Below are 24184 nucleotides of genomic sequence, written 5' to 3'. Positions count from 1 at the left end.
CTATCGCGGCCTCGCGGCGCTCGTGCGCTCCTACAGGTTTTGGGTGTTTCGCGACAGTGCGGTAATCAGGGACGCGGGCGACCTCGCATCTGTCATGCCGTTACTCGTGATGCGGCTCACCGACAAACGTCAGCGACGTAAACAACCCTTGCTCATCGATGTCCGGGTTGCCGCTGACCTTCACCACAGTCTCGGCGGCGATGATGTTCAGGCCTTCGTTACGCACCACAACATTGGCCCGGCCCTGGGCGTCGGTGGTTGCGCTTACTTCATCCGGCTGGCTGCGGTAGTCACCGATCAATTTGATCCCCGCCAATGGCTTGCCATCCAGCAGCACTTGCACCGGTAACGCTTTACCCGGCCCGACACTCAGCGGGTCGGCCTGGGGCACAATGACCAGCCGCAGACGTTTCAGGGGCGGCAGTTTCACGCCCGGTTCATAGATCGCCAGGCTGTACTTGAACGTTTCCAGCGCCGTGACTGCGCTAGGGACTTTCGTGCGGCCTTCATTGGTCCATTTTTTGTCGGCAGTCTGCGACCACATGCCGTTGTTCAGCGCCATAAACATCACTGCGGGCCTGCTCAAAGGTTGCAGGCGCGCATGGTCGGCAAGCCGCTCGACCGTCACCGGGATCATCTTGCCATTCACGTCATAGGCCCACGCGCCGCTGACTTTTTCCGCTTTGAATTTGCTGTCCTCGGCGCCATGGCCATAAACCACTTCGATGTTGCCGCGACGTTCTTCCGTCCACAGGCCATGAGCGCCGGCTTGTTGGACGGAGAAAGCGCCGAGCAGGCTCAGGGCCAGAATTGTTTTTGTAGCGTGCATGGTAAGTCCTTGTTAATCAGAGGCTGAGGGTAAGGCTGACGGTCAGATTGCGTGGTTCGCCGGGGGCGACCCAGTAGTTGCTGTAGGAACGCTCGAAATATTTCTCATCGAACAGGTTGTTCAGGTTCAGGCCGACGGTGACGTTTTCAGTGGCTTTGTAATGGGCCAGCAAGTCAACGGTGTGGTAGGCGGGCAGTTCGAAGCTTGTGCCAGCCTCGCCGGATCGATCACCGACATAGGTGAATGCCGCGCCCAGATCCGAGCCTTTAAGCAGACCATTCTGAAACTCGTACACCCCCAGCAGACTGCCGCTGTGTTTGGCGACGCCAAGGATGCGGCTGCCAGTCGGGATCGTCGTATCGCCTTTGGTGACCTCTGCGTCGATGTAGGCGAATGCGCCAATCACTCGCACCGCGTCTGTCACTTGCCCGGCAAATTGCATGTCGACGCCCTGGCTGCGAGCTTTACCTACAGCCCGGTTTGAGTCGGTGCCTGGATCAAGCGCGAGTACATTTTCCTTTTCGATACGGAAAGCGGCGAGGGTGGCGCTCAGGCGGTCGTCGAACAGCTCCGTCTTGATCCCGGCTTCATAGCCCACGCCTTCCTCGGGCTTGAAGCTCTTGCCCGCGGCATCAAAACCGTTATTGGGTTTAAACGAGGTAGACGCGTTGGCAAACAGGCCGACGTGCGGGGTGAGTTGATACAGCAGGCCGGTGCGATAGGTCAGCGCATCGTGTTGCTGTTTGTTGGTGACGCTGCGGGTGTAGTCGTCGGTGCTTTGCTCGAAGTGCTCGAAGCGCGCGCCAATCATGCCGCGCAGTTTGTCGGTGAACACGATCTGATCCTGCAGGTTCAGCGCCTGACTTTCGACGTGCTCAAAGAAGTCTGTACCGGAGCGCACGCCGTTGGGCTTGGGCTGGCCATAAACTGGCTGGTAGATATCGATGGCATAAGGGCTGCCGGCGGTATTGGTCACGCGCTCGTTCTTGCGGTAGTTCTCGTACTCGGTACCGATCAACAGCTGATGCTCCCAACTGCCGATGTCCACCAGACCACGCAGCTCAAGCTGGGTAATGCTGTCGTGCCAGTTCATATCCCGTTCGCGGTAGCGACGGTTGACTGTGCGACCATCAGCATTCAGTGCGCGGCTTTCCGAGGCGTAACCGGACAGCTCACCTTCCTTGTAGTGGCTTGCCAGACGCAGCGACCAGAAGTCATTCAACTGGTGCTCCAACGCCGCCTGAATCATGTTGTTGTCGTTATCAATGTCGCCGTCGTTTGGCTCTCCAAGGAAGGTTCGGCGAGACATGCCGCTCCATTTGTTATTGGGGGCAACGATGCCGCGATCAAAGGTTGAGCTGTGGCGGACGAACTCGGTCTCCACCGATAAATGCGTGTCCGGACTCAATTGCCAGCTGAACGTCGGGGCGACGAAGACCCGCTTGCTTTCGACGTGATTGCGAAAGCTGTTGTTGTCTTCCACGGCGAGGTTCACTCGGGAAAGTACAGTCTTGTCGTCGTTCAGCGGAGCATTGACGTCCAGTGCTGTGCGATAACGATCCCAGCTGCCTGCGCTGGTTTGCAGGGTGGTGAAGGCATCGGCCTGGGGTTTCTTGGTGACGATGTTGACCGTACCGCCGGGGTCGCCGCGACCATACAGGCTCGCTGCGGGACCTTTGAGCACTTCAATGCGCTCGACGCTGGCCGCGTCCGGTGTGCTTGGATAACCGCGATTGGCGCTAAAACCGTCCTTGTAGAACTCGGAAGTTGTGAAGCCGCGAATGCTGTATTCGTAGAGCGTCAGGCCGCCGAAGTTGTTCTGTTTCGATACGCCACCGGCGTAGTCCAGCGCACGTTCCACGTTAGAGCTGCCCAAGTCCGTCAGAACGCTGGCGGGGATCACGCTAATGGCTTGTGGGATGTCTTTGATCGCGGTGTCGGTCTTCGTCGCAGTGGCGGAGCGGGTGGCACGGTAGCCGCTGACCGGGCCTGTGGCTGACTCATAGTGGGCGTCAGCATTAACCGTAATCGTATCGAGTTCGTAAGTGTTCGGTGTTTGTTCTGCGTAGCTGGCGTCGGCCAAAAGACCAAAAGCGAGGCCTGCGAATGAAGCCATTTTGCGAGGGGGCATTTCTGACATTCCTTATAGATTCGTTACAGTATAACGTCTCTATCAGGAATTATTTCTATTTGTGTGTTGGAGTGAGTCAGGGCTGATTGTTTCTGAATGTTGCGGCGGGTCGAGGTTTGACGCTCGACCCGCCGCTATCAATCAAGTCCGGAAACGCTTGACCAGGCCGTCCAGTTCGGTGGACAGCGCTGCCAGACTGCGCGAGTCGGCACGGGCTGATTCGGCTAGTTCGGCCACCAACTGCGCATCGCCATGGATCTGGCTGATGTGCCGGTTGATGTCTTCCGCCACGTGATGTTGCTCTTCGGCGGCGGTCGCGATCTGGGTATTCATGTCGCGGATCACGTCCACCGACTCACGGATCTGCCCGAAGCTGCTGCGCGCCTGACCGATTTTCTCCACCGATTGCTGCGATACAGCGAGGCTGGCGTTCATCTGTTGCGTTACCGACGACGTGCGGCGGGCGAGGGTGCCGAGCAGGTTGTCGATCTCGGCGGTTGAGTCGGCAGTCCGTTTGGCCAAGGCCCTGACCTCATCGGCCACCACCGCAAACCCACGACCTTGCTCACCGGCACGCGCCGCCTCGATGGCTGCGTTGAGGGCCAGCAGGTTGGTCTGTTCAGCAATGGAGCGGATCGTGTCGAGGATTGACTGAATCGCGTTGCTGTCTTTTTCCAGTTGCACCATGGCGGTGGCGGACTGGGACAATTCCGAGCTCAACTGATCAACGCTGCTGACCGCATCGTCGATCTGGCGCTGGCCTTCACGGGCCTGACGCTGACCGTTGTCTGCCGACTCGGCGGCCTGACTGCACGAGCGGGCGACTTCGTTGGCGGTAGCGACCATCTCGTGGAACGCGGTAGACACCATGTCCACCGCTTCACGCTGACGTCCGGCGGCGTCGGCCATGTTGTTCGACACCTGAGTCGAGCTGGTGGAGGTGTCGAGAATCTTGTTCGCCGCCAGACCGATGTGCTGAATCAGGCTGCGGATTGCCGCGAGGAATTTGTTGAACCAGTTAGCGAGCTGGGCGGTTTCATCGTTGCCGCGCACGTCCAGGTTATGGGTCAGGTCGCCTTCACCCTGGGCGATACCTTCCAGACCGCTGGCTACGCTGCGGATCGGCCGCACGATGAGCGACGCAAAGCTGGCCCCGACTAAAGCAAAAATGACCGCCAACACGGCGGCGATAATAGCGATCAGCCAGGTCAGGCGGGTGGCCGAACCCATGACTTCTTCCTGCTTGATCAGACCGATGAAGCTCCAGCCCAATTGCTCGGAAGGAAACACGTTGGCCATATACCGTTCGCCATCCAGTGTCACTTCTGTCAGGCCGCTGCCAGCCTTGGCCAGTTGCGCGTAACCGTCGCCCAACTCGCCGATTTTCTTGAAGTTGTGCTCGGGTTTACGCGGGTCGACCAGAATGGTGCCGTTGTTTTCCAGCAGCATCAGGTAGCCGCTTTCACCCAGCTTGATCTGCTTGACGATAGTCGTCAGTTGCTTGAGGGAGACGTCAATCGCGACCACGCCCCCGGGGTTGCCCACCGTGTTGGCGACCGTGCGGACTGTGCTGACCAGCACTGCGTCATCGTTGGCCCAGTAGTAGGCGTCGGTGCGTACGGTTTTGCCAGGGTTGGCCATGGCGGTTTTGTACCACGGGCGCTGACGTGGGTCGTAATTGGCCAGCTTTGCGTCGGCGGGCCAGATTGCATAGCTGCCATTGGCCAGACCGTACGATACGTAGGAGTAAGCGGGATGGCTTTTGCCTATGCCTTCAAAAAACTGGAACAGTGTTTTGTGTGCATCGGATTCAGGAAGGTTTGGCGCATCGGCGCTCATGTAGCTTTTGATACTGTCCCCGGCCCCGGTGACCAGTGGGTTAAGGGCCAGGTAGTCTGCGTTCTGGCCAATGCTTTCGAAAAACAGCTGCATTGCATTGGCGACCTGCCGTATTTCGCGACCGCTACTGTCGGAGAAGCCATCAGTCGCATCGCTGCGCAGGTTGATGATGACGATGCTGGCCACGACGATGATTGGCAAAGACGCGATCACCGCGAATGCCCACGTCAATTTCTGTTTGATGTTCATCCATGCTCCGATTGCAGTTCTGGCTCACGTCCCGGGTATAGCCCGGGTTAGTTTTGGCAGGCACGCAGTAGTGTGGCGAATTTATTGTTGTGGTAATCGGCTATCGGCTTGGCAAACCGGTTCTTGAAGGTCTTCAGATGATATGTCGGTAATTGATCGGCGCATTTCGTCGGCATTAGCCTGCGATGCTCTGAACGTCTGCCATCAGGGGCCACTCCACCTAACTGACGGTTGCGTCATTCAGGTGTTTTCGCAGCGGTTTACGTCCCAGGAATCCAAGACGATCCATAACCGATCTACGAGGTGCCGCATGGCCAAGACAAACACCAGAACGACCGTTGCAGACTTGTTCATTCATGAGCTGTCCGACGTTTACAGCGCAGAGAAACAGATCACCAAGGCTTTGCCCCGTCTGGCGCGAGCGTCAACCAACCCACTGCTCAAGGAAGCCTTTGAGGCGCACCTTGAGGAGACCTACGGGCAGATTGAGCGTATCGATCAGTTGGTGGAGCAGGGCGAACTCAAGCTTAAACGCATGAAATGCGCAGCCATGGAAGGGCTGGTTGAGGAAAGCAAAGAATTGCTTGAGGAGATCGAGAAGGGCGAGGTGCTGGATGCGGCATTGATTGGCGCCTGCCAGAAGGTCGAGCATTACGAAATCGCGGCTTACGGCACGTTGATCGCCATGGCGAAACAGCTGGGCATGAAAGATGCCGCCAAGCTGTTGGGCGAGACGCTGACAGAGGAAAAGTCTGCGGATGAAAAACTGTCGGCGATTGCCGAGCAAGGTGGGAATCAGGCGGCGACTATAGCGTCGTAGGTTCTGCCTGAGAGCTTCGGCTGATGTGGTAATTCTGTAGGAGCGCACGGAGGTTACGACGGCCGCGATGCGGTGTGTCAGGCAGACCGCTATCGCTGCCTCGCGTTGCTCGTGAGCTCCTACAGTCCAGTGTGCTGTGAAACAAATTCAAGCGATGCTGTAACCCTCAAACGCCTTACCCTGCTGCAGCGCAGTGACGACGTTCTTGCGGTTGACCGGCAATTCGTTGCCTTCGTTATCGGTGAATGTCTCGCTCTGCAGGGTGGCTTCATCGCCTTCGCCTACAAACGTGAAGCCGAGGAATTCAAAGGCTTCACGGTCGACATTCAGGTTGGAGCGAGGCGTACGCAAAGGCAGGCTGACACTTTGGCCGTCCTTGCTGATGGTATAGACCTCGGCTTCTTTCTTGGCGCGGGCCGTTTTGCTTTTACCGGTGCTCGGATTGCTGATCGCCTGATGAGTCTGGTTCAGTACCTTGAGCGCGAGGCTGTAAACCAGTTCCTGAAAGGCTGGATCGTCTTTGTAGCTGGACAGGATCCGGCTGATCGGGAACTGCGTGCTCAGGTCGGCCAGTGCCAGACTGTCGGCCGCTTCGGCGTCCTTCAGGCGCTTGAGTTCGCCCATCAGTTCGTAAGCCTTGTCATCGTCGTAACTGTCCTGGGCGGTACGGATCGCGGCACGCAGTTGACGGATTTCGTCACTTTCCTTGGCAGTCTGGAACGCATCAAGCACCATCTCGCTGATGGTCTTGGCTTGAGGCACGTGCTGTGAAAGACCGATGGCGTTTTCGTATTCGAGCTTGGCGGAAGTCACGGATTCAGTTGTCTGGGAATCAAGCATTGAATTTCACTATTTCAGGTTTGAGGCGCGAAAAGTCACTGGCCTTTCGGGGCGCATAATCTAGTGGACACAAGCGCTGTTGTCACGGACCAATACCGGATCGGTCTATTCCGGGCGTTTCAGGCGAGTAATAGCAAAACCGTACAATACCGCACTTGTTTTTTCCCTTGCGCCTGTTGATCATCGCGCCCTTGAATCACTGACCAACAGAGAAAGCGGCACATGAGCACAGGGTTGACCGAAGACGATATGCGCAGAGCGCTGGGTCTTGATGTTCCTTCACCAGCTACACCCGCGCCCGTGGAGCCTGAGCCAAAACCCGAGCCGGTTCCGACGCCAGCGCCTGCTCCGGTGGCCAAAAAAGAGCCGCCTGCGCCGCGCCCGAAAGCCAAACGCTTGTCGCCAGCCTTGGTGGTGACGTTGCGGGTAACCAAAGAGTTTGAAGGCGACGAGACGCTGTTTGTCCACGAAGCCAAAACCCTGAGCACCTTCGACGCCGAGCAGGAAGCCCGCAAGGCGGCAGCGAAAGAGAAGTACAAGTATTTTGAAGTGGTATCGATCAAGCGGGTTGAGTGACGCAACTTTTTCAGATGAAACACGTTACTGGTAGGAGGCAACTTGTTGGCGAGGCGTTAGTCGAGTTAACACAGGGCAAAAAGCCTCGCCAACAAGTTGCCTCCTACCGGTTGTGCGGCGGGTAAAGATAGCTGTCACCCCGCAGCGCTCAAACCGTGATACCCCCGGTCAAAATAAACCAGTGCCGCGGCATCCTGCTGCCTGCTCAGCGCTAAAACCTCGCAGAACAGAATGTCATGAGTACCGACGCTGACGGTCTGGCTGACCCGGCAATCAAACGACGCAGCGGCACCTTCCAGCACCGGCGAGCCGGTGACCCAGGATTCCCATCGCGCGGCGGCAAAACGCTCAGCCATTGGCGTCTTGCCGCCAAACAGATTGGACAAGTCCCGTTGCTCGCAGGTCAGGGTGTTGACGCACAGGGTCGCGTTGGCCGTCAGCGCTGCATGCACTGACGCTGAACGATTCAGGCAGACCAGCAAGGTCGGCGGTGTGTCAGTGACGCTGCACACGGCGGTCGCGGTGAATCCGCAGCGCCCGTGCGGACCGTCGGTGGTGATCACGTTGACCGCCGCAGCCAGACCGGCCATGGCGTTGCGGTAGTCCTGTTGCGGGATCGGCAGCAACGTCTGGGCGACGGCGAGAAGTTCGGATGCTTGCATGGTTTTTCTCCGCTCAGGCCTGGCTGGCCAGGTAATCGAGAATGACGCGATTGAAGGGTTCGCCATCGCTGACGCTGGATGCATGGCCGCCATAGTCGAGTAGCGTTAATTGTCCCGCCGAAAGCTTGCTCGCCAGATGTTGCGAGCGCTGCCATGGCACTAACATGTCATCGCGGTTGGCGAGCAGCAGGGTCGGCGTGGTGATCTTGTGTAACTGATCTTCGATATCGAATGCCTGCAACGCGGCAATCCGGCGCAGCAGGTTGTTGGTCTCGGGAAAGTGCGCCAGCGCGTGGGCTTCATCTTCGGCCAGTTGCGCGCTGTGCCCGGCGATCCAGTCGGCGGGGTACAGAAACAACGCTTGAGCCTGGACGTAAGCTGCCGGACCGCTGTCGCGCAATAGATTCTTGCGCACCGCGAAGCAGCGTTCGCTGTGCGGATTCGGGCTGCTCCAGGCGTTGATCAGAATCATGCTTTGCAACAGTTGCGGGCGTTGCAGAGCCAGCTCAAGGCCTACCAGTCCACCCAGCGCATGGCCCATGAAGTGACAGTGCTGCACTTCAATACTGTCGAGCAGCGCCAGTAATTCGCTGGCCATGCTCGCAATCGAATAATCCTCGGCAAGGGTCGCCGGGCTGCGGCCGGTACCGGCCTGATCGTAAACCACCACCCGATAGTTTTCGCCCAGGACCGGCAGTTGCGGTGCCCAGAATCTGGCCGAACCGCCCAGGCCTGAACTCAGTACCAGCGTTGGCGCATCGGCGGCCCGGCCGCCGAGGATTTCGTAGTGCATGCAAGACTCCATTACAGGTGCTCAAGCGCCTGCTTATTGTGGGTGGGGCTCTGTCCCTGACACCGCGCTGCCGCTTGTCAAACCTTGCACCTGTAGGAGCGCACGAGCACCGCGAGGCCGCGATGGCGTCTTGTCTGACACACCGCCATCGCGGCCTCGCGGCCTCGCGGTGTTCGTGCGTTCCTACAGATCCAATGCAGCGCAGCTTCTATCCTGTGAGATCAGCCGATGTGAGCGATGCTGGCGATTTCGATCAGGGCTTCGGGTTTCACCAGGCCGCACTGGATGCAGTAACGCGCTGGTTTTTCTCCCGCAAAGTATTCGGCGTAGACCTCGTTGACCTTCGCGTAGTCGGCCCAGTCCTTGATCATGATCATGTTGAACGTAACGTCGTCCATCGTGCCGCCTGCGGTTTCAATCACGCTCTTGATGGTTTCCAGTACGTGGCGGGTCTGCGCGGTTGCGTCGCCCACATGCACGACGTTGTTGTCTTTGTCGAAGGGCAGGGTGCCGGACACATACAGCACGCCGTCGGCCATGGAACCCGGAACGAACGGGGCGATGGGCTTGGTAGTGCCAGCTGGGATGATCGCTTTCTTGGTCATGGGTTTTCCTCAGAGAGTGGACGTTTTTGGAGTGAAAGTGCTGCAGAAATCTTCAACGCTGGACACCCAGCCGAAAAACGTTTCGATGTTGAACAGCGCCGCCTGCTGCGCAAATGCCGGACCCGCCTGATGGGTGGCATCGGCCAGCACCACGCCGAAGTATTCGAGGAAGAATCCGTCGCGCAGGGTCGACTCGACGCAGACGTTGGTGGCGATGCCGGTGAACACCAGATTGCGAATGCCACGGCTGCGCAGCACGCTGTCGAAGTTGGTGTTGAAGAAGCCGCTGTAACGGGTTTTCGGCAATACGATGTCGCCCGGCTGCGGCTGCAGTTCGTCCACCAATTGGTAGTCCCAGCCGCCTTTGGCCAACAGTTGACCTTGCAGCTCGGGGCGTTTGCGCATGGTTTTCAGGGCATTGGATTTATGCCAGTTGGGCGAACCCGGTCCGCCAGCTTCGACGTAGTCCGGGTCCCAGCCGTTCTGGAAGAAAATCACTGGCATGCCTGCGGCGCGCGCCGTGACCAATGCTTTCTGAATGCTGGCGATTACCGGGCCGGTACTGCTCACATCAAATCCCGCGAGGTCCAGATAGCCGCCCAGTGTTGAGTAGGCGTTCTGCATGTCGATCACGATCAAGGCCGTTTCGCAGGCTTTCATGCTCAGCGGTTCCGGGCTGGCCGGGAGTTGACGGGCGGGCTCGTCGGAGTGGATTGGCAGATAACCCGATACGGTGGCAAGTGCATTCATCAGGCAGATTCCTTGAGCAGATTGATGTGTTGGCGACTGGTCATCAGTGGCTGAATCTTCTGCCCGAAATCTTCCACTCCTTTGACGAAGTCATCGAAGGTCAGCATCACGCCCTGGGTGCCGGGTACGCTGGCCACTTCATCAAGCATGCGGGCTACCGAGGCCCAGGAACCCACCAGCGTGCCCATGTTGATGTTCACTGCCGAAGTCGGGTCGGCCATCTGCCGCATATTCGAGCCGGGGCTCTTGTCGGCTGAGCCTTTATCGCTGAGCCAGGCGATGGCTTCCTCGTCGGCCCCAGCCTTGATGTGCTCCCAGCGGGCGCGGGCGGCTTCATCGGTGTCATCGGCGATGATCATGAACAGCGGGCAGGAAGTGACGTTGCGGCCGGTTTTTTCGTTGGCCTCAATCAGCTTGGCAGCGGTCGGCGCGTAGGCCATCGGGGTATTCACGCCCTTGCCGAAGCAGAAGTTGTAGTCAGCGTATTGCGAGGAAAACGCCATGCCTGCTTCGCTCTGGCCTGCGCAGATGATTTTCATATCGGCCTGAGGTTTAGGGCTGACGCGGCAGTCATTCATGGTGAAGTATTTGCCTTTGAGATCGCTGTGCCCGGTGCTCCACAGGTCCCGCAATACCTGGGCGTATTCGGCCAGGTATTCATAGCGCGTCGAGAAGAAATCATCCCCCGGCCACATGCCCATCTGCTCGTATTCCGGCTTCTGCCAGCCCGTCACCAGATTTACACCAAACCGCCCGTTGGAAATCGAGTCGATAGTCGAGGCCATGCGCGCCACGATCGCTGGCGGAATAGTCAGGGTCGCAACAGTAGCGAACAGATGGATGCGGCTGGTGACAGCGGCCAGACCCGCCATCAACGTGAAGGACTCCATGTTGTGTTCCCAGAACTCGGTCTTGCCACCGAACCCGCGCAACTTGATCATCGACAGGGCAAATTCGAAGCCGTAATGCTCTGCCTTCTGCACGATTGTCTTGTTCAGTTCGAACGTCGGCATGTACTGCGGCGCGTTGCTGGAAATCAGCCAGCCGTTGTTACCGATAGGGATGAAGATTCCAATATCCATGTGAAGGCCTCTTGCATGCGGTGGCAATGAACGGTGCACCCGGAGAAGTCCGGCAGCACGCTACACAAGCTGTTTTGCATGAAGCAGGCCAGTTTTAGATTGTCTTTTTAAAACAAAGGGTTGATTGAATAGTGGAATAAGTTTCAGACCATTTGGTCTGGATTAGAGCACTTGGTTTGTGCGTGGTGCACGCAGACAGGGCATGGGCCTGGATTTGATTGTGCCGCGCTGTCTCGCAGTTAACACCGAGCTGTAGGAGCGCACGAGCATCAGACAAAACGCTATCGCGGCCTCGCGGTGCTCGTGCGCTCCTACAGGTTTCGTGTTTTCTGCATGAGTGCTTTACCCAGCCCCCATCTGCCAAGGTAAAGTGCCCCGGTCTTCAATGTTGATGCGGTCGTAAATGTGAACAAAGAACCTCCAGTGGCGCCGTCCAAACCCGTCAAACGTAGCCGTGTGGTGAAACCCAAGGCACCTGCGGTCAAGGCTAAAGCCAAGCCTGTGGCTAAAGGAAAAGGCAAAGCCACGCGCGAGGCCAGTGCGTCGACGGTCAAGCGGCGGATGCGTCTGGTAGAAGGCAAGCGTGCCGCGATTCTGGAAGCCGCGCTGGAAATCTTCTCGCGCTTCGGCCTGCATGGCACCAGCCTGGACCAGGTGGCGAGCATGGCCGATGTCTCCAAGACCAATCTGCTTTATTACTTCGCCAGTAAAGAAGAGTTGTACACCAGTGTGCTGCGCCAGTTACTGGATGTCTGGCTCAAACCGTTGCGCGGGTTCAGTGCAGAGCAGGACCCGATTGAGGCGATCAGCGAGTACATCCGGGTCAAGCTGGAGTTGTCCCGTGACCATCCCGCCGAGTCGCGCCTGTTTTGTCTGGAGATTATTCAGGGCGCGCCGTTGATGCTGGCTGAACTGGAGCAGCCACTGCGCGATATCGTCGAGGCCAAAGTCTCGGTGATCCAGGGCTGGATCGAGGCGGGCAAACTGGCACCGGTTGAACCACATCACCTGATCTTTTCGCTGTGGGCAACCACTCAGCACTACGCGGACTTTGCCAGCCAGATCAATGCGGTGACCGGCAAGACGCTTGATGATCCGGTGTTCTTTGCGCACACGCTGGAAAACCTGCAGGCGCTAGTCCTCAATGGCATCAGGCCGCGTTAACTGTCTTATTTGGGTTTTGACGAGCGCCGCGAGGCAGCGATGGCGTCCTGCCTGATGCACCGCGATCGCGGCCTCGCGGTGCTCGTGCGCTCCTACAGATCCTGTGTGTGCGTCGCGACGGCGCGGCGTACGGACGACGCGGCACCGCTCATGCCCGCGATTGTGTCGGGTCAGCAATCTTTTTCAAGCCCATCTCTTTGACCCATCTCAACCCCCATGCCCGCTTTTCGTGCTTGCCCCGCCCAAACCAAGTGCTCTGCTTCGGACCATTTGATCTGTTTTTGCCTGCTTAAAACGCTAAGCGACTGAAACCTATAGCTATTCATGGAATGGCACAGTTACTGCTATCTCCTGAGCAGCTGTTCGATCGGGGGTTCTGATCGGGCGAGCTTTATCCCGCTGCTGGCCTACCATCAGGATGATCAACAATGCTCAACAGATTTCTTAAGCAAACTTTGGGTGCGGCAATATTGCTGGGTCTGGCGCACGGCGCTTCGGCAGAGGGCCTGACCCTGGAGAAGCCGGCGAAGATCGCCATGGTTTATATCAGTCCACGCAATGACGGTGGCTGGACTCAGGCGTTCGATGAGTCGCGGGTCAAGCTGGAGAAAGAGCTGGGCACCAAAATCCAGTACGTGGAAAGCGTTCCGGAGAACGCCGCTGCAATCACTCCGGTGGTTGATCGACTGATCGCTCGAGGCGCGAATGTCATCATTGGTACCGCCTTCGGCTACTCCGATACTTTTCTCGACCTGGCGAAGAAGTACCCGAAGATCGCTTTCCTCAACGGTTCGGGCACAACCAATGCGCCCAATCTGGAATCCTTCTACGGTCGTACTTACGAAAGTCAGTACCTGTGCGGCATGGTGGCTGGCGCGGCATCGAAGACCGGCAAACTGGGTTTCGTCGCTGCCAACCCCTTTGGCCAGGTCAACTGGACAGTCAATGCCTTCGCGCTGGGTGCGCAGCAGATCAACCCCAATGCCACGGTCAACGTGATTTACACCGGCGCGTGGAACGATCCGGTCAAAGAGCGCGCGGCCGCCATGGCCTTGATCGATAACGGCGCGGATGTGATCGGCCAGCACGTGGACAGCCCGACGCCACAAATCGTTGCGCAGGAGCGCGGCGTGCTGGGCACCGGTTATCACCGTGACTTGAGTGAGTTTGCGCCCAAGGCCACCGTGTGTTCTTCGGCCTGGGTCTGGGATCGCTTTCTTGCCCCTGAGTTGAAGAAAGTCATCGCCGGTAACTGGGTGCCCGACCCCAAAGGCGCACTGCTGTCCATGGAGCAAGGTGGCACAGACATTACGCTGACGGCTGGCGATCATATTTCTGCCGAGAACAAACAAAAGATCGAGGCCGCTCGCGAGCAATTGATGAAGGGTCAGAAGATCATTTACAGCGGCCCGATGAGTGATCGGGATGGCAAGGAGCGGATAGCGGCGGGCACGAACATGCCAGATGCCGACTTGTGGAAAATGGACTGGTTCGTCAAAGGCGTGGCTTCGCAGCAATGAGCCAGGCGACCGCGATCCAGCTCACCGGTATCAGCAAATCATTCGATGGCTTCAAGGCCCTGACTGACGCGCACTTCACTGGCAAATGGGGGGAAGTGCATGCGTTGCTCGGCGAAAACGGCGCGGGTAAATCATCGCTGATGAACATCGCCGCCGGTTTGTATGCGCCGGAGAGCGGGTCGCTGTTGATCGATGACAACCCGGTACGGCTCAGCGGCCCCAAGGACGCGAGCCGTTACCACATCGGTATGGTCCACCAGCATTTCAAGCTGGTGCGACCGTTCACCGTTGCCCAGAACATTCTGCTGGGCTTGCCTGATTCTGTGGGGCAGGGCAGCTACAGCAAGCGCTTGAGAGCACTTGAGCAGCAGATCAGCGGCAAGGCTCAGGAACTTGGCTTTGCCATTGATCCGCGCCAGACCATCGAAAACCTGTCGATTGCCGAACAGCAACGGGTCGAGATTCTCAAGGTGCTGCTGGCCGGTGCGCGGATCCTGATTCTCGACGAGCCCACCGCCGTACTCACCGATCAGGAAGCCGAACGCTTGCTGGCGACCGTGCAGTCTTTCGCTCGGCAAGGTGCGGCGGTGATTCTGGTGACACACAAAATGTCCGACGTTAAACGCTATGCCGACCGGGTGACGGTGATGCGTGGCGGGCGGACGGTGGAAACTCTGGATCCGCAAAGCGTATCGGTTGAGCAACTGGTGCGTTTGACGGTGGGCGAGTCTCAGGCAAATACAGAACATCCGCAGGCTGCGGCGGGCGAGGCGAAACTGGTGGTGCGCAATCTGCGTTCTGCACCGGGTCAGGGCCCGCTCGCTGGTGTCGACATGACCCTGCATGCCGGGCAGATTTACGGCATCGCCGGGGTAGGCGGTAACGGCCAGAGTGAATTGGCCAATGCCTTGATGGGCCTGCCTCAAGCGGTAGAAGGCGAAATGCTGCTGCAGGGTTTCGGCGATTTGTGCGGCGCATCTGCCGAGCAGCGCCGGGAACTGCGCATCGCGTCGATTCCTGCCGACCGTTATGGCGCAGCGTTAGCCGGTTCACTGTCCGTGGCCGAGAACTTTGCTATCGGGCAGATTCACAGCGGTCGTTACGGTTCTTTTTTACACCTGCGCAGCAAGCGGATGGATGAGGACGCTACGGCCGCTATCAGCGCTTTCGACGTGCAGGGCGTTCGCTCCTTGCAGCAAAAAGCCGCGCTGCTGTCCGGTGGTAACGCGCAGAAACTGGTGATCGCCCGGGAATTCAGCCGCGATCCGCAACTGGTGCTGGTGCACAGCCCCAGTCGTGGTCTGGATGCCAAAGCTACTGCTGCGGTGCACGGTCGTTTGCGGGCCGCGCGCGATGCGGGAGCTGCGGTGTTGGTGATCAGCGAAGACCTTGATGAGGTGCTGATGCTCGCTGATCGCATCGGGGTCATGAACAGCGGCCGGATCGTCGCAGAATTCGAACGCCCGGCGGATCGTCAGGCGATAGGCAAAGCCATGGTGAGTCATGACTGAAGTCACACTGCAATCCCCGACCCATAAGCCTGCACGACGTCAGCCCCTGCTTTCCCGCCGCTATGCCCTGGAAATTCGTCAGCAACTGGCCTGGTACTGGCAGGCGCTGGTAATTGCTCTGGCCTTGGTGGTCGGTCTGGCGGTTTCGGCGGCGATTCTGGTCGGCGCCGGTGTTCCGGCTGAAGAGCTGCTCAATGAGTTTGTCGTGCTGACCGTGATGGACCCGCAGAACTTCAAAGCGGTGCTGTTCCAGGCCGCGCCGATGATTCTGGTGGGGCTGGCCGGGTGCATGGCGTTTCGGGCGCGATTCTGGAACCTGGGCCTGGAAGGCCAGATGATCTGGGGCGGGATCGGGGCCACGGCGATCTCCCTGTTCGAAGTCGGCCCGCCGTCGATCCGTCTGCCGTTAATGCTGGCAGCGGCGGTGGTTTGCGGCGTGCTGTGGACTATCGCCCCGGTGTTGCTCAAGTTACGTCTCAAGGTCAACGAAATCATCTCGACCCTGATGCTTAACTACATTGCCGCCAACTTCCTCCTGCATCTGCTCTACGGCAGTTGGAAAGACCCCCGCGACAACTTTCCATACTCTCCGGCATTCCGCAGTTTCGAGCGCTTGCCGGATCTGCTTGATGGCTATAACGCAGCAATCATCCTGGCGATCCTCGTGACCTTGTTCGCACTGTGGTTTGTCGGCATTTCCCGAGCGGGTCTGTACCTGCGTTTCGTGGATGCCAATCCGCGAGTTGCCGATGCTGTGGGCGTGCCGGTACGCAAGATGATCATCGGCACGGTGTTGCTTTCCGGGGCTTTGGCCGGGATTGCCGGATTTATCGTCACCGCCGGGCAGGAAGGTCGTCTGACCCAATCGTTCTATCAGGGTTACGGATTTTCCGGAATCCTGATTGCCTTCCTGGCGCGCAACAACCCTGTGGCGGCCACCATCGTTGCGTTGCTGGTCGCGCTGCTGTTCGTCGCCGGTCGCAGTTTGCAGGTTTTCTACCAGATCCCGTTTTCCATGGTGCAACTGATCCAGGCGATTCTGGTGATCTGTGTCGCCTCGTCGGACTTTTTCATTCGTCATCGCATGCGACTGATTCAAAGGGGAGAGCAGTGATGGACATGATTGCCAACTGGCTGGGCAATTCCCCGGACTTTGCCGTGCCATTTGCCTTGGCTGCTCTTGGCCTGATTCTGACCGAGCGTGCCGGAGTTCTTGCGCTGGGTGCCGAAGGCTTGATGCTGGTCGGTGCGCTGGCGGCGATTGGTGCACAACTGAGCTTCAGCACGCCGATGATCTCGCTGATCATGGCGATGCTGGCCGCCAGTGTGGTGTCGCTGCTGTTTGCGCTGATGGTGCTGGTGATGCGTATCAATCAAGTCATCGCGGGGCTCGCACTGGTGTTTTTCTGCCAAGGGCTGACCGGATTGCTTGGCACCTTGTTGGAATGGACCAATCAACCGGTGACCGGGCTCGCCGCCGTCGCTCTTTGGCCGCTTTCCGAGTTGCCGCTGATCGGAAAAATCTTTGTACAAAACCCGCTGGTTTATCTGACGCCGCTGATTTTTCTCGGCGTAGTCTGGTTTCTTTATCGCAGTCATACGGGCTTGCGCTTGCGAGCCGTTGGCGAAAATCCTCAAGCGGCGGATGCGGCGGGTATTTCGGTACTGGGTTATCGACTGGCTGCCATTCTGGCAGGTGCCGCGCTGATCGGTCTGGCAGGCGGCTACATCTCGGTGCTCAGCACCAAAATGTGGATCGCGGACATGACCGGCGGACGCGGCTGGATCGCGGTGTCGCTGGTGATTTTTGCTCGCTGGTCGCCATGGCGGGCGCTGGCCGGTGCGATTCTGTTCGGCTGCATTGAGGCGCTTATTCCACAACTGGCGTCCACCGGAATTCGCTTGCCGCAATACTTCGTGCTGATGACGCCGTATGCGGTGACGTTGCTGGTTATGATCTGGGTGGCGATGGCCAGGAACGGTGCTTCGACAGGTTCAGGTAATCAACCCGGCGCGCTGGGCGAAGCGTTCATTCGTGAGGAGCGACGCTAAGGCGCTGAGGGTGCGGCAACGCAGGCAGTTGCCCGGCAGGGGACTGCCAACGTACGATGCGCAACCACCCGGTGGTTTGTGACGGTGCTCACAGCATCTCGGGAATCCGAAACATACGAGTAGACAAACGTGACAGCCATCCAATTGACTGATGCAGAAGTCGCTGCGATCGCCGAGGTTGAGGCGACTTCCAACATTTTGCGTCTGATGACGCGCCTGACATCCCTGCGCTTTGCGGCCATTGCCCGGGTCACCGATCAGCGCTGGATTGCCTGCGCTGTCCATGACGAAATCCAGTTTGGGGTCGGCCCTGGCGATGAGCTGGACGTCGAGGCGACCATCTGCAAGGAAATTCGTCAGCACCACGCCGCCGTTGTGATTTCCAAAGTCAGTGAAGACCCGCGCTTCGTCAACCATCCTGTGCCCAAGCAATATGGCTTCGAAAGCTATGTGTCGCTGCCGATCATCCTGGCTGACGGCGCATTTTTCGGCACGTTGTGCGCCCTTGATCCGTTGCCCGCCAGGCTGGATGATCCGGATCTGATCCACACTCTGGAGATCTTTGCGCGCTTGATCGGCGTAACGCTCGATCTGCAGACGCGGGTTGCTGCTGCGGCCTAGAAATAATCTGAAATACTGTCCTGCAATTCCCGCATCACACCTGCATTCCCCACAAAACAAGCCTCTGGGCCGGTAGCGTCAGCTAACCGGCCTTTGTGCTTTGGTGCTTTTTTTCTTGAAGCTGAAACGTTTCTGATAGGGTGATGTCATTTTGATGTCGCGCAAAACGGACGCGCGGGTAAGAGAGCAAGGCCGCCCTCACACACTCAACTACTTTCGGACGGTTCTATGCTTACAGCGATTAACACGACTCTGGCGAATATCAGTGTCAAAGCAAAACTCTCACTGGGCTTCGCTCTGGTGTTGATCCTTACGTGTCTGATCGCTTTTACTGGCTGGTCCGGTTTGCAGTCGTTGGCTGAGCGCGGTGACAAAGTCGCATCCATTGCGACGCTCAACGAGCAGGCTCGCGATCTGCGTATTGCCCGTCTGTCTTACATGCTTAGCCCCGACGCTGAGCGTGCCGCGTTGGTCACCAGCAGCCTTGGCAAGCTGGAGACTCAGACACGCGGGATGAAAACTCTTTTCGTCACCGGCGCCAGCCTTGGCCTGATTGGCGAAGTCAGTGATGCCGTGACCATTTACAAAACTCACTTCAATGAGTTTGTTCAGGCGACCCAAAACCGTGAAGCGGCACGCAACACAATCGGCGCTCAGGTCGACACGATGATTGCCGAACTGGAGAAGATCCAGGATCAAGCGGGTGAAACTGAGTCTCAGGCTCGTGTCATGACCGCGCAACAGCGCCTCATTCAGCAGGCACGCTCACAAGCCCAGACTTACACTTACAGTGCTAAACCTGAATACCTCCCGCCTGCGCTCGCTGCTGTTGAAGCGGCGCGCAATAACCTGAAAAACCTCAATCAGGTTTCACCTCAAGTGGCTCAAGGCATTGATCAGTCTCTGGTGGCGTTCCGTGCGGCAATCGGTCAGTTCAGCGACAGCCTGGCCAAAGCCAATCAGGCGCAGATTGCGCTGACGGACGACGTGACCCGCTTGCTGGACGCCAGCAAGAAGATGACTGCCAACCAGATTGTCCTGCGTAACGACGATGTTCACGACGCCAACATGATGCTGGCCGGGGCGACGATTGCCGCGCTGTTGTTCGGCATTCTGGCTGCCTGGGTGATCACTCGTCTGATCGTCGCGCCGTTGATGGAAACGCTGCGCAATGCCGAGCTCGTGGCAAACGGTGATCTTAGTCACGACATGGTGGTGACGCGTAAAGATGAATTGGGCCAACTGCAAACCAGTATGCAGCGCATGACGGTTGGGCTGCGTGACCTGATTGGCGGGATCCGTGACGGCGTAGTGCAGATCGCCAGCGCTGCCGAGCAGCTGTCGGCGGTCACCGAGCAGACCAGCGCTGGCGTCAACAGCCAGAAGGTGGAGACTGATCAAGTGGCTACGGCCATGAACGAAATGACCGCCACTGTGCAGGAAGTCGCTCGTAACGCCGAAGAAGCGTCTGAAGCCGCGATCAACGCCAGCCGCGAAGCGAAGCAGGGCGATGAAGTGGTCACCCAGGCCATGCAGCAGATCGGTCGACTGGCTGAAGAAGTGAGCCACTCCACGGTCGCCATGAACGATCTGCAAAGCGAAAGCGACAAGATCGGCAGCGTGCTCGACGTGATCAAGTCGGTGGCACAGCAAACCAACCTGCTGGCCCTCAACGCTGCCATTGAAGCGGCACGTGCCGGTGAGGCCGGACGTGGTTTTGCGGTGGTGGCCGATGAAGTCCGTAGCCTGGCGCAACGTACCCAGACCTCCACCGAGGAGATCGAAGGCCTGATTAGCGGCCTGCATACCGGCACTCAGCGCGTCGCGACGATTCTGGAAAACAGCCGTTCGTTGACCGACAGCAGCGTTGAGCTGACTCAGCGCGCCGCAACATCGCTAGTCAGCATCACGCGTTCTGTGTCGTCCATCGAGTCGATGAATCAGCAGATCGCGGCAGCGGCTGAACAGCAAAGCGCCGTCGCCGATGAGATCAACCGCAGCGTGCTCAATGTCCGGGATATCTCCGAACAGACCTCTGCGGCCAGCGAAGAAACGGCAGCGTCCAGCGTTGAGTTGGCGCGCTTGGGTGTGCATCTGCAGAGCATGGTGGGCAAGTTCCGGCTTTAACGGCAAACAACCTGCAACCGCTAAATTGAAATGCACTTCCTGTAGGAGCTGCCGAAGGCTGCGAAGCATTTGCCCTGACACTCAGCCATCGCAGCCTTCGGCAGCTCCTACAGGTTTTACCTTGCGGTTTAGCTTCTACTTTGTGGCGAACCCCGCCACCAGCGAGCCACTGCGTGGCAAAAACTTCCCTTGCCGCTCGCCGCGCGCCTTGCCTTCGGCATAGCTCAATTGCCCGTTGACCCACACCCCGTCGATGCCTTCGGCGGCGCGTTTCGGGTCCTTGAAATCCGCCACATCACGCACCGTGTGCGGGTTGAACAACACCAGATCTGCCCAGTACCCCTCGCGAATCAAGCCTCGTTCGTGCAAGGCAAAGCGCGCTGCCGATAACCCGGTCATCTTGTGCACGGCGGTGTGCAGCGGAAACAGGCCCAGATCGCGACTGAAATGCCCAAGCACACGGGGGAATGCACCCCAGAGTCGTGGATGCGGAAACGGATCCTCGGGCAGCCCGTCAGAGCCGATCATAGCCAGTGGATGACTCATGATCCGCTCGACGTCCTTCTCATCCATGCCGTAATACACCGCGCCCGCCGGTTGCAGTTTGCGGGCGGTATCCAGCAGCGACAGTTGCCAGTCAGCAGCAATGTCTTTCAAGTCGCGGCCACTCTGATCCGGGTGCGGTGTTGACCAGGTAATTGTGATGCGGAACGCGTCAGTCACCTGCTTGAGATCCAGAGTCGAAGAGCTGGCTGCGTAGGGGTAACAGTCGCAGCCTACTGGATGATCCTGAGCGGCTTTTTCCAGGGCCGCGAGCAGTTGCGGGCTGCGTCCCCAGTTACCAGCGCCTGCGCATTTCATGTGGGAAATCACCACGGGCGATTTTGCGTGGCGACCGATATCGAACGCTTCGTCCATGGCCTCCAGTACCGGCTCGAATTCGCTGCGTAAGTGGGTGGTATATACCGCGCCGAACGCAGTCAATTCCTCGGCCAGTTGCTTGACCTCGGTGGTTTCTGCCGAGAACGCAGAAGCGTACGCGAGACCGGTGGACAGCCCCAGCGCACCCGCTTCAAGGCTGTCGCGCAATTGTTCGCGCATGGCGCTGATTTCGTCCGGGGTGGCGGTGCGCTGAAGATCGTCCATGTGATTGCTACGCAACGCAGTATGGCCGATCAGTGCGGCGACATTGACCGCTGGGCGCGCCTTGTCGACAGCACTTCGATAGTCGCCAAAGCGCGGGTAAACGAACGCCGCAGCGTTGCCCAGCAGATTCATCGGATCAGGCGGATCACCGGCCAGAGCAACCGGCGAAGCGCTGATTCCGCAGTTACCGACGATCACCGTCGTCACCCCTTGGCTTATCTTGGGCAGCATCTGCGGATGACGAATCACTACCGTGTCATCGTGGGTGTGTACATCAATGAAACCCGGCGCCAGAACACGGCCCGCCGCGTTGACTTTTTCTTTCGCCTGCACGCCGTCGAGGTCGCCGACACGCTGGATGCGACCTTCGTAAATCGCCACGTCAGCGCGGAAGCCGGGAATATCGCTGCCATCGATCACCAGCGCATCGCGAATGATCAGGTCATAAAGCATGGTTCAATCTCCAAGCGGCAAGCCGTCTTCACCGCCGCGATAGTCATCGAGGGCGAGTTTGATGCGCCGCAGTCGTTCCTGATTTTCCTCAGGGGCGAGCAGGGCCAGTTCAGTCGCAAGCACGTCGATGGTCAGCAGCATGCCGTAGCGCGCTGCCGTGGGTTTGTAGATGAAATTGGTTTCGGCAATCTGCAGCGGCAGCACCACGTCGGCGAGTTGACCTAGCGGTGAGTCGGGCAGCGTGATGGCGAGAATCTTCGTGCCGTAGCTGCTGGCCAGCTTGACGGCGTCCAGCAGTTCCGGAGTGCGACCGCTGAGTGAGCAGGCAATCAGGCTGTTTTCCGGGCCAAGCGTTGCGGCGATCAGGCGCATCATCACCGGGTCACGACTGGCGGCGATGGGATACCCAAGGCGCACCAGGCGTGTTTGTAACTCTTCGCTGCACAGGCTGGAACAGCCACCCATGCCAAACGCATGAATCATCCGTGCCTTGCCGAGCAGTTCGATAGCCGCGGTAAAGCGCGACTCGTCAAAGCCGGACAGATGCTGACGCAGGGTGGATTCGATATCGCCAACGATCTGAGTGAAAAACGCCGACTGCTCGGGGGCCTGTTCCGGGTTGAGGAAACGATTTCCTACCGTACTGGCCTGAGCCAGTTGCAGGCGCAGGTCGCGCAGGTCCCGGCAACCGATGTTGCGTGCGAAACGCGACAGGGTTGCGCTACTGACTTGCGCCTGGCTGGCCAGCTCATCGAGGCTGGCACTGGCGGCAAATGCCACGTCGCTGAGAATCAGTCTGGCAATCCGGCTTTCGCCTGCGCTGAGGGAGTCCTGGCGCGCGCGGATCTGGTAAAGGATATCCACTCAGAGCACCTGGGCCAGGCCCAGCGTCAGGGCGAACGCCACAACGGAAATCAACGTCTCCAGCACCGTCCAGGTTTTGAAGGTTTGTGCCACGGTCATGTTGAAGTACTCCTTGATAAGCCAGAAACCGCCGTCGTTGACGTGGGAAAAGATCACCGAGCCTGCGCCTGTTGCCAGCACCAGCAACTCCGGATGCGGGTAGCCAAGGCCCAGCGCAACGGGGGCAACGATACCGGAAGCGGTGGTCATGGCCACCGTCGCCGAACCGGTAGCAACCCGCATCAGCGCGGCGAACAGCCAGCCCATGAGCAGCGGCGACAGGTGAAATTGCTGAGCCAGGCCAACGATTTCGTTGGTCACGCCGCTGTCGATCAGAATCCGGTTCAAGCCACCGCCAGCGCCCACCAACAAGGTGATGCTCGCAGTAGGGGCCAGGCATTCGTTGGTGAATTTCAGGATCGAGTCGCGGTTGAAGCCTTGGGCGATGCCCAGTGTCCAGAAGCTTAGCAAGGTGGCCAGCAGCAGGGCGATCACCGAGTTGCCAATGAACAGCAGAAAACTGTTGAAGCCACTGCCCGGGGTGCTGATCAGGTTAGCCCAGCCGCCCAGCAGCATGAGGACCACGGGCAGCAGAATCGTGGTCATGGTCAGGCCGAAGCTTGGCAGTTTCTGACGCGGTTCACGGTCCAGGAACTGCTTGCCTAGCGGGTTCTCGGCGGGCAGTTGAATGCGCGGCACAATGAACTTTGCGTACAGCGGACCGGCGATGATCGCGGTAGGAATGCCGATCAGAATGGCATAGAACAGGGTTTGTCCGACCGACGCCTGATAGGCCTGAACCGCCAGCATCGCTGCCGGGTGCGGCGGCACGAGCGCATGCACGACAGAGAGACCAGCGACCATCGGCAAGCCGACCATGAGGATCGAAACGCCAACCCGACGCGCCACGGTGAAGGCAATCGGCACCAGCAATACGAAGCCAACTTCGAAGAACAGCGGCAGGCCCACCAGGAAGGCAATGCAGACCATCGCCCAGTGCGCGTTACGCTCACCAAAGCGGTCGATCAAGGTCCGCGCAACCTGCTCGGCGCCACCGGATTCGGCCATCATCTTGCCAAGCATCGTCCCCAGTGCGACGACCAGAGCAATGTGCCCAAGGGTTTTGCCGACCCCGGCCTCATAGGACGCGACCACGCCACTGGCGGGCATGCCCGCGACCAGCGCCAGGCCGACGGAAATCAGAGTGATGACAATGAACGGGTTAAGGCGGTAACGCGCAATCAGAACGATCAACGCAATGATCGCGACGGCAGCGTAAACCAACAGCGAAAGACCAGCGGACGGCGGCATAGGGCGGTTCCTTGCAGAGAATGGAAGTCGAATGGCTCAGCACGGGCGGGATAAACCGTCAGTGAGGAGGCGTTCCGGAAAAACTCGGCAGAGGTATCGCTAAAGATTTGCACGCTGGAGCAAGGGGAGAGCAACGGCGATCACAGGCAGTCATTATTGTTATCTCTGTTTTCGTGATGAAATTAAATTACACGAAATCA

Annotated in this window: 21 protein-coding genes and 1 pseudogene; 9 read left to right on the top strand and 13 right to left on the bottom strand. The window is 58.6% G+C overall.

The window, feature by feature from the left end; all coding sequences use genetic code 11:
- Positions 1-100: 100 nt before the first annotated feature.
- From ABRP31_RS17585 to ABRP31_RS17570, 4 genes and pseudogenes are all read right to left on the bottom strand, one after another.
- Positions 101-829, bottom strand: a complete 729-nt coding sequence (locus ABRP31_RS17585; RefSeq protein ID WP_349969505.1) for a DUF4198 domain-containing protein — start codon at positions 827-829, stop codon at positions 101-103.
- A gap of 16 nt (positions 830-845) precedes the next feature.
- Positions 846-2960: a TonB-dependent siderophore receptor gene (locus tag ABRP31_RS17580; RefSeq protein WP_349969504.1), complete on the bottom strand. Its 2115-nt coding sequence runs from the start codon at positions 2958-2960 to the stop codon at positions 846-848.
- A 141-nt stretch (positions 2961-3101) separates the two neighbouring features.
- Positions 3102-3830 carry a methyl-accepting chemotaxis protein gene (locus ABRP31_RS17575; protein ID WP_372489447.1) on the bottom strand — a complete coding sequence of 243 codons (729 nt, stop codon included), beginning with the start codon at positions 3828-3830 and terminating at the stop codon, positions 3102-3104.
- A 129-nt stretch (positions 3831-3959) separates the two neighbouring features.
- Positions 3960-4892: pseudogene (locus ABRP31_RS17570) on the bottom strand (cache domain-containing protein); the annotation flags it as partial.
- A 466-nt stretch (positions 4893-5358) separates the two neighbouring features.
- On the opposite strand from ABRP31_RS17570, the gene ABRP31_RS17565 reads away from it, so the two are divergent.
- Positions 5359-5868 carry a ferritin-like domain-containing protein gene (locus tag ABRP31_RS17565; RefSeq protein ID WP_027898837.1) on the top strand — a complete coding sequence of 170 codons (510 nt, stop codon included), beginning with the start codon at positions 5359-5361 and terminating at the stop codon, positions 5866-5868.
- A gap of 147 nt (positions 5869-6015) precedes the next feature.
- On the opposite strand, the gene ABRP31_RS17560 is transcribed toward ABRP31_RS17565, so the two are convergent.
- Positions 6016-6708 carry a hypothetical protein gene (locus ABRP31_RS17560; protein ID WP_087265176.1) on the bottom strand — a complete coding sequence of 231 codons (693 nt, stop codon included), beginning with the start codon at positions 6706-6708 and terminating at the stop codon, positions 6016-6018.
- 222 nt (positions 6709-6930) lie between these two features.
- Here ABRP31_RS17560 and ABRP31_RS17555 point away from each other — a divergent pair, with 222 nt between their 5' ends.
- Positions 6931-7284 (top strand): hypothetical protein, encoded by a 354-nt coding sequence (locus ABRP31_RS17555; protein WP_087265175.1) that lies wholly within the window; start codon positions 6931-6933, stop codon positions 7282-7284.
- Between the two features lie 134 nt (positions 7285-7418).
- Here the strand turns inward: ABRP31_RS17555 and rutF are convergent, their stop codons facing one another.
- From rutF to rutA, 5 genes are all read right to left on the bottom strand, one after another.
- Entirely contained in the window at positions 7419-7946 is a 528-nt protein-coding gene (rutF, locus tag ABRP31_RS17550) for an NADH-dependent FMN reductase RutF (protein ID WP_087265174.1), read from the bottom strand.
- Between the two features lie 13 nt (positions 7947-7959).
- Positions 7960-8739 (bottom strand): pyrimidine utilization protein D, encoded by a 780-nt coding sequence (gene rutD / locus ABRP31_RS17545; protein WP_349969502.1) that lies wholly within the window; start codon positions 8737-8739, stop codon positions 7960-7962.
- Between the two features lie 221 nt (positions 8740-8960).
- Entirely contained in the window at positions 8961-9344 is a 384-nt protein-coding gene (gene rutC, locus ABRP31_RS17540) for a pyrimidine utilization protein C (RefSeq protein WP_027898842.1), read from the bottom strand.
- A 9-nt stretch (positions 9345-9353) separates the two neighbouring features.
- Positions 9354-10094 carry a pyrimidine utilization protein B gene (rutB, locus tag ABRP31_RS17535; RefSeq protein WP_349969501.1) on the bottom strand — a complete coding sequence of 247 codons (741 nt, stop codon included), beginning with the start codon at positions 10092-10094 and terminating at the stop codon, positions 9354-9356.
- Positions 10094-11176: a pyrimidine utilization protein A gene (gene rutA / locus ABRP31_RS17530; protein WP_349969500.1), complete on the bottom strand. Its 1083-nt coding sequence runs from the start codon at positions 11174-11176 to the stop codon at positions 10094-10096. Before rutA ends, rutB begins: the two co-directional genes overlap by 1 nt.
- Before the next feature lie 405 nt (positions 11177-11581).
- Between rutA and rutR the strand changes: the two genes are divergently transcribed.
- The 7 genes from rutR (at position 11582) to ABRP31_RS17495 (ending at position 20171) form a co-directional block, all read left to right on the top strand.
- On the top strand, positions 11582-12340 hold the full coding sequence (gene rutR / locus ABRP31_RS17525) for an HTH-type transcriptional regulator RutR (RefSeq protein ID WP_087265170.1): 759 nt from the start codon (positions 11582-11584) through the stop codon (positions 12338-12340).
- A gap of 428 nt (positions 12341-12768) precedes the next feature.
- A complete protein-coding gene (locus ABRP31_RS17520) occupies positions 12769-13860 on the top strand; it encodes a BMP family ABC transporter substrate-binding protein (protein ID WP_144443233.1) in 1092 nt (363 codons plus the stop codon).
- On the top strand, positions 13857-15371 hold the full coding sequence (locus ABRP31_RS17515) for an ABC transporter ATP-binding protein (protein ID WP_349969499.1): 1515 nt from the start codon (positions 13857-13859) through the stop codon (positions 15369-15371). The genes ABRP31_RS17520 and ABRP31_RS17515 overlap by 4 nt, the downstream gene beginning before the upstream one ends.
- Complete coding sequence (locus ABRP31_RS17510) at positions 15364-16485, top strand: ABC transporter permease (RefSeq protein WP_349969498.1); 1122 nt, start codon at positions 15364-15366, stop codon at positions 16483-16485. Before ABRP31_RS17515 ends, ABRP31_RS17510 begins: the two co-directional genes overlap by 8 nt.
- The gene (locus tag ABRP31_RS17505) at positions 16485-17423 is read left to right on the top strand and encodes an ABC transporter permease (protein WP_087265167.1); all 939 of its coding nucleotides are present in this window, start codon (positions 16485-16487) and stop codon (positions 17421-17423) included. Before ABRP31_RS17510 ends, ABRP31_RS17505 begins: the two co-directional genes overlap by 1 nt.
- A 129-nt stretch (positions 17424-17552) precedes the next feature.
- Positions 17553-18044: a GAF domain-containing protein gene (locus ABRP31_RS17500; RefSeq protein ID WP_238599520.1), complete on the top strand. Its 492-nt coding sequence runs from the start codon at positions 17553-17555 to the stop codon at positions 18042-18044.
- 228 nt (positions 18045-18272) lie between these two features.
- Positions 18273-20171, top strand: coding sequence for a methyl-accepting chemotaxis protein (locus ABRP31_RS17495; RefSeq protein WP_349969497.1), 1899 nt, complete (start codon positions 18273-18275; stop codon positions 20169-20171).
- A 135-nt stretch (positions 20172-20306) separates the two neighbouring features.
- Here the strand turns inward: ABRP31_RS17495 and ABRP31_RS17490 are convergent, their stop codons facing one another.
- From ABRP31_RS17490 to ABRP31_RS17480, 3 genes are read right to left on the bottom strand one after another with little or no spacing between them, the layout of a single operon-like run.
- Positions 20307-21770 carry a D-aminoacylase gene (locus ABRP31_RS17490; RefSeq protein WP_349969495.1) on the bottom strand — a complete coding sequence of 488 codons (1464 nt, stop codon included), beginning with the start codon at positions 21768-21770 and terminating at the stop codon, positions 20307-20309.
- 3 nt (positions 21771-21773) lie between these two features.
- Entirely contained in the window at positions 21774-22634 is an 861-nt protein-coding gene (locus ABRP31_RS17485) for a MurR/RpiR family transcriptional regulator (RefSeq protein ID WP_349969494.1), read from the bottom strand.
- Positions 22635-23984 (bottom strand): gluconate:H+ symporter, encoded by a 1350-nt coding sequence (locus ABRP31_RS17480; RefSeq protein ID WP_087265163.1) that lies wholly within the window; start codon positions 23982-23984, stop codon positions 22635-22637. It abuts the gene before it with no gap.
- Positions 23985-24184: the final 200 nt, after the last annotated feature.

The organism is Pseudomonas caspiana, assembly GCF_040224095.2.
In the GTDB taxonomy this organism is placed as follows: Bacteria; Pseudomonadota; Gammaproteobacteria; order Pseudomonadales; family Pseudomonadaceae; genus Aquipseudomonas; species Aquipseudomonas caspiana.
The sequence above is the reverse complement of the archived record's forward strand: the minus strand, read 5'-3'. Positions and strand labels throughout refer to the sequence as shown.

Coding starts and splice junctions, on each gene's coding strand:
- ABRP31_RS17575 (WP_372489447.1), bottom strand. CDS start 3,830: ATGGTGTCTACCGCGTTCCACGAGATGGTCGCTACCGCCAACGAAGTC.
- rutC (WP_027898842.1), bottom strand. CDS start 9,344: ATGACCAAGAAAGCGATCATCCCAGCTGGCACTACCAAGCCCATCGCC.
- ABRP31_RS17560 (WP_087265176.1), bottom strand. CDS start 6,708: ATGCTTGATTCCCAGACAACTGAATCCGTGACTTCCGCCAAGCTCGAA.
- ABRP31_RS17555 (WP_087265175.1), top strand. CDS start 6,931: ATGAGCACAGGGTTGACCGAAGACGATATGCGCAGAGCGCTGGGTCTT.
- ABRP31_RS17520 (WP_144443233.1), top strand. CDS start 12,769: ATGCTCAACAGATTTCTTAAGCAAACTTTGGGTGCGGCAATATTGCTG.
- ABRP31_RS17495 (WP_349969497.1), top strand. CDS start 18,273: ATGCTTACAGCGATTAACACGACTCTGGCGAATATCAGTGTCAAAGCA.
- ABRP31_RS17505 (WP_087265167.1), top strand. CDS start 16,485: ATGGACATGATTGCCAACTGGCTGGGCAATTCCCCGGACTTTGCCGTG.
- ABRP31_RS17515 (WP_349969499.1), top strand. CDS start 13,857: ATGAGCCAGGCGACCGCGATCCAGCTCACCGGTATCAGCAAATCATTC.
- rutB (WP_349969501.1), bottom strand. CDS start 10,094: ATGAATGCACTTGCCACCGTATCGGGTTATCTGCCAATCCACTCCGAC.
- ABRP31_RS17565 (WP_027898837.1), top strand. CDS start 5,359: ATGGCCAAGACAAACACCAGAACGACCGTTGCAGACTTGTTCATTCAT.
- rutF (WP_087265174.1), bottom strand. CDS start 7,946: ATGCAAGCATCCGAACTTCTCGCCGTCGCCCAGACGTTGCTGCCGATC.
- rutD (WP_349969502.1), bottom strand. CDS start 8,739: ATGCACTACGAAATCCTCGGCGGCCGGGCCGCCGATGCGCCAACGCTG.
- ABRP31_RS17585 (WP_349969505.1), bottom strand. CDS start 829: ATGCACGCTACAAAAACAATTCTGGCCCTGAGCCTGCTCGGCGCTTTC.
- ABRP31_RS17510 (WP_349969498.1), top strand. CDS start 15,364: ATGACTGAAGTCACACTGCAATCCCCGACCCATAAGCCTGCACGACGT.
- ABRP31_RS17480 (WP_087265163.1), bottom strand. CDS start 23,984: ATGCCGCCGTCCGCTGGTCTTTCGCTGTTGGTTTACGCTGCCGTCGCG.
- rutA (WP_349969500.1), bottom strand. CDS start 11,176: ATGGATATTGGAATCTTCATCCCTATCGGTAACAACGGCTGGCTGATT.
- ABRP31_RS17490 (WP_349969495.1), bottom strand. CDS start 21,770: ATGCTTTATGACCTGATCATTCGCGATGCGCTGGTGATCGATGGCAGC.
- ABRP31_RS17580 (WP_349969504.1), bottom strand. CDS start 2,960: ATGCCCCCTCGCAAAATGGCTTCATTCGCAGGCCTCGCTTTTGGTCTT.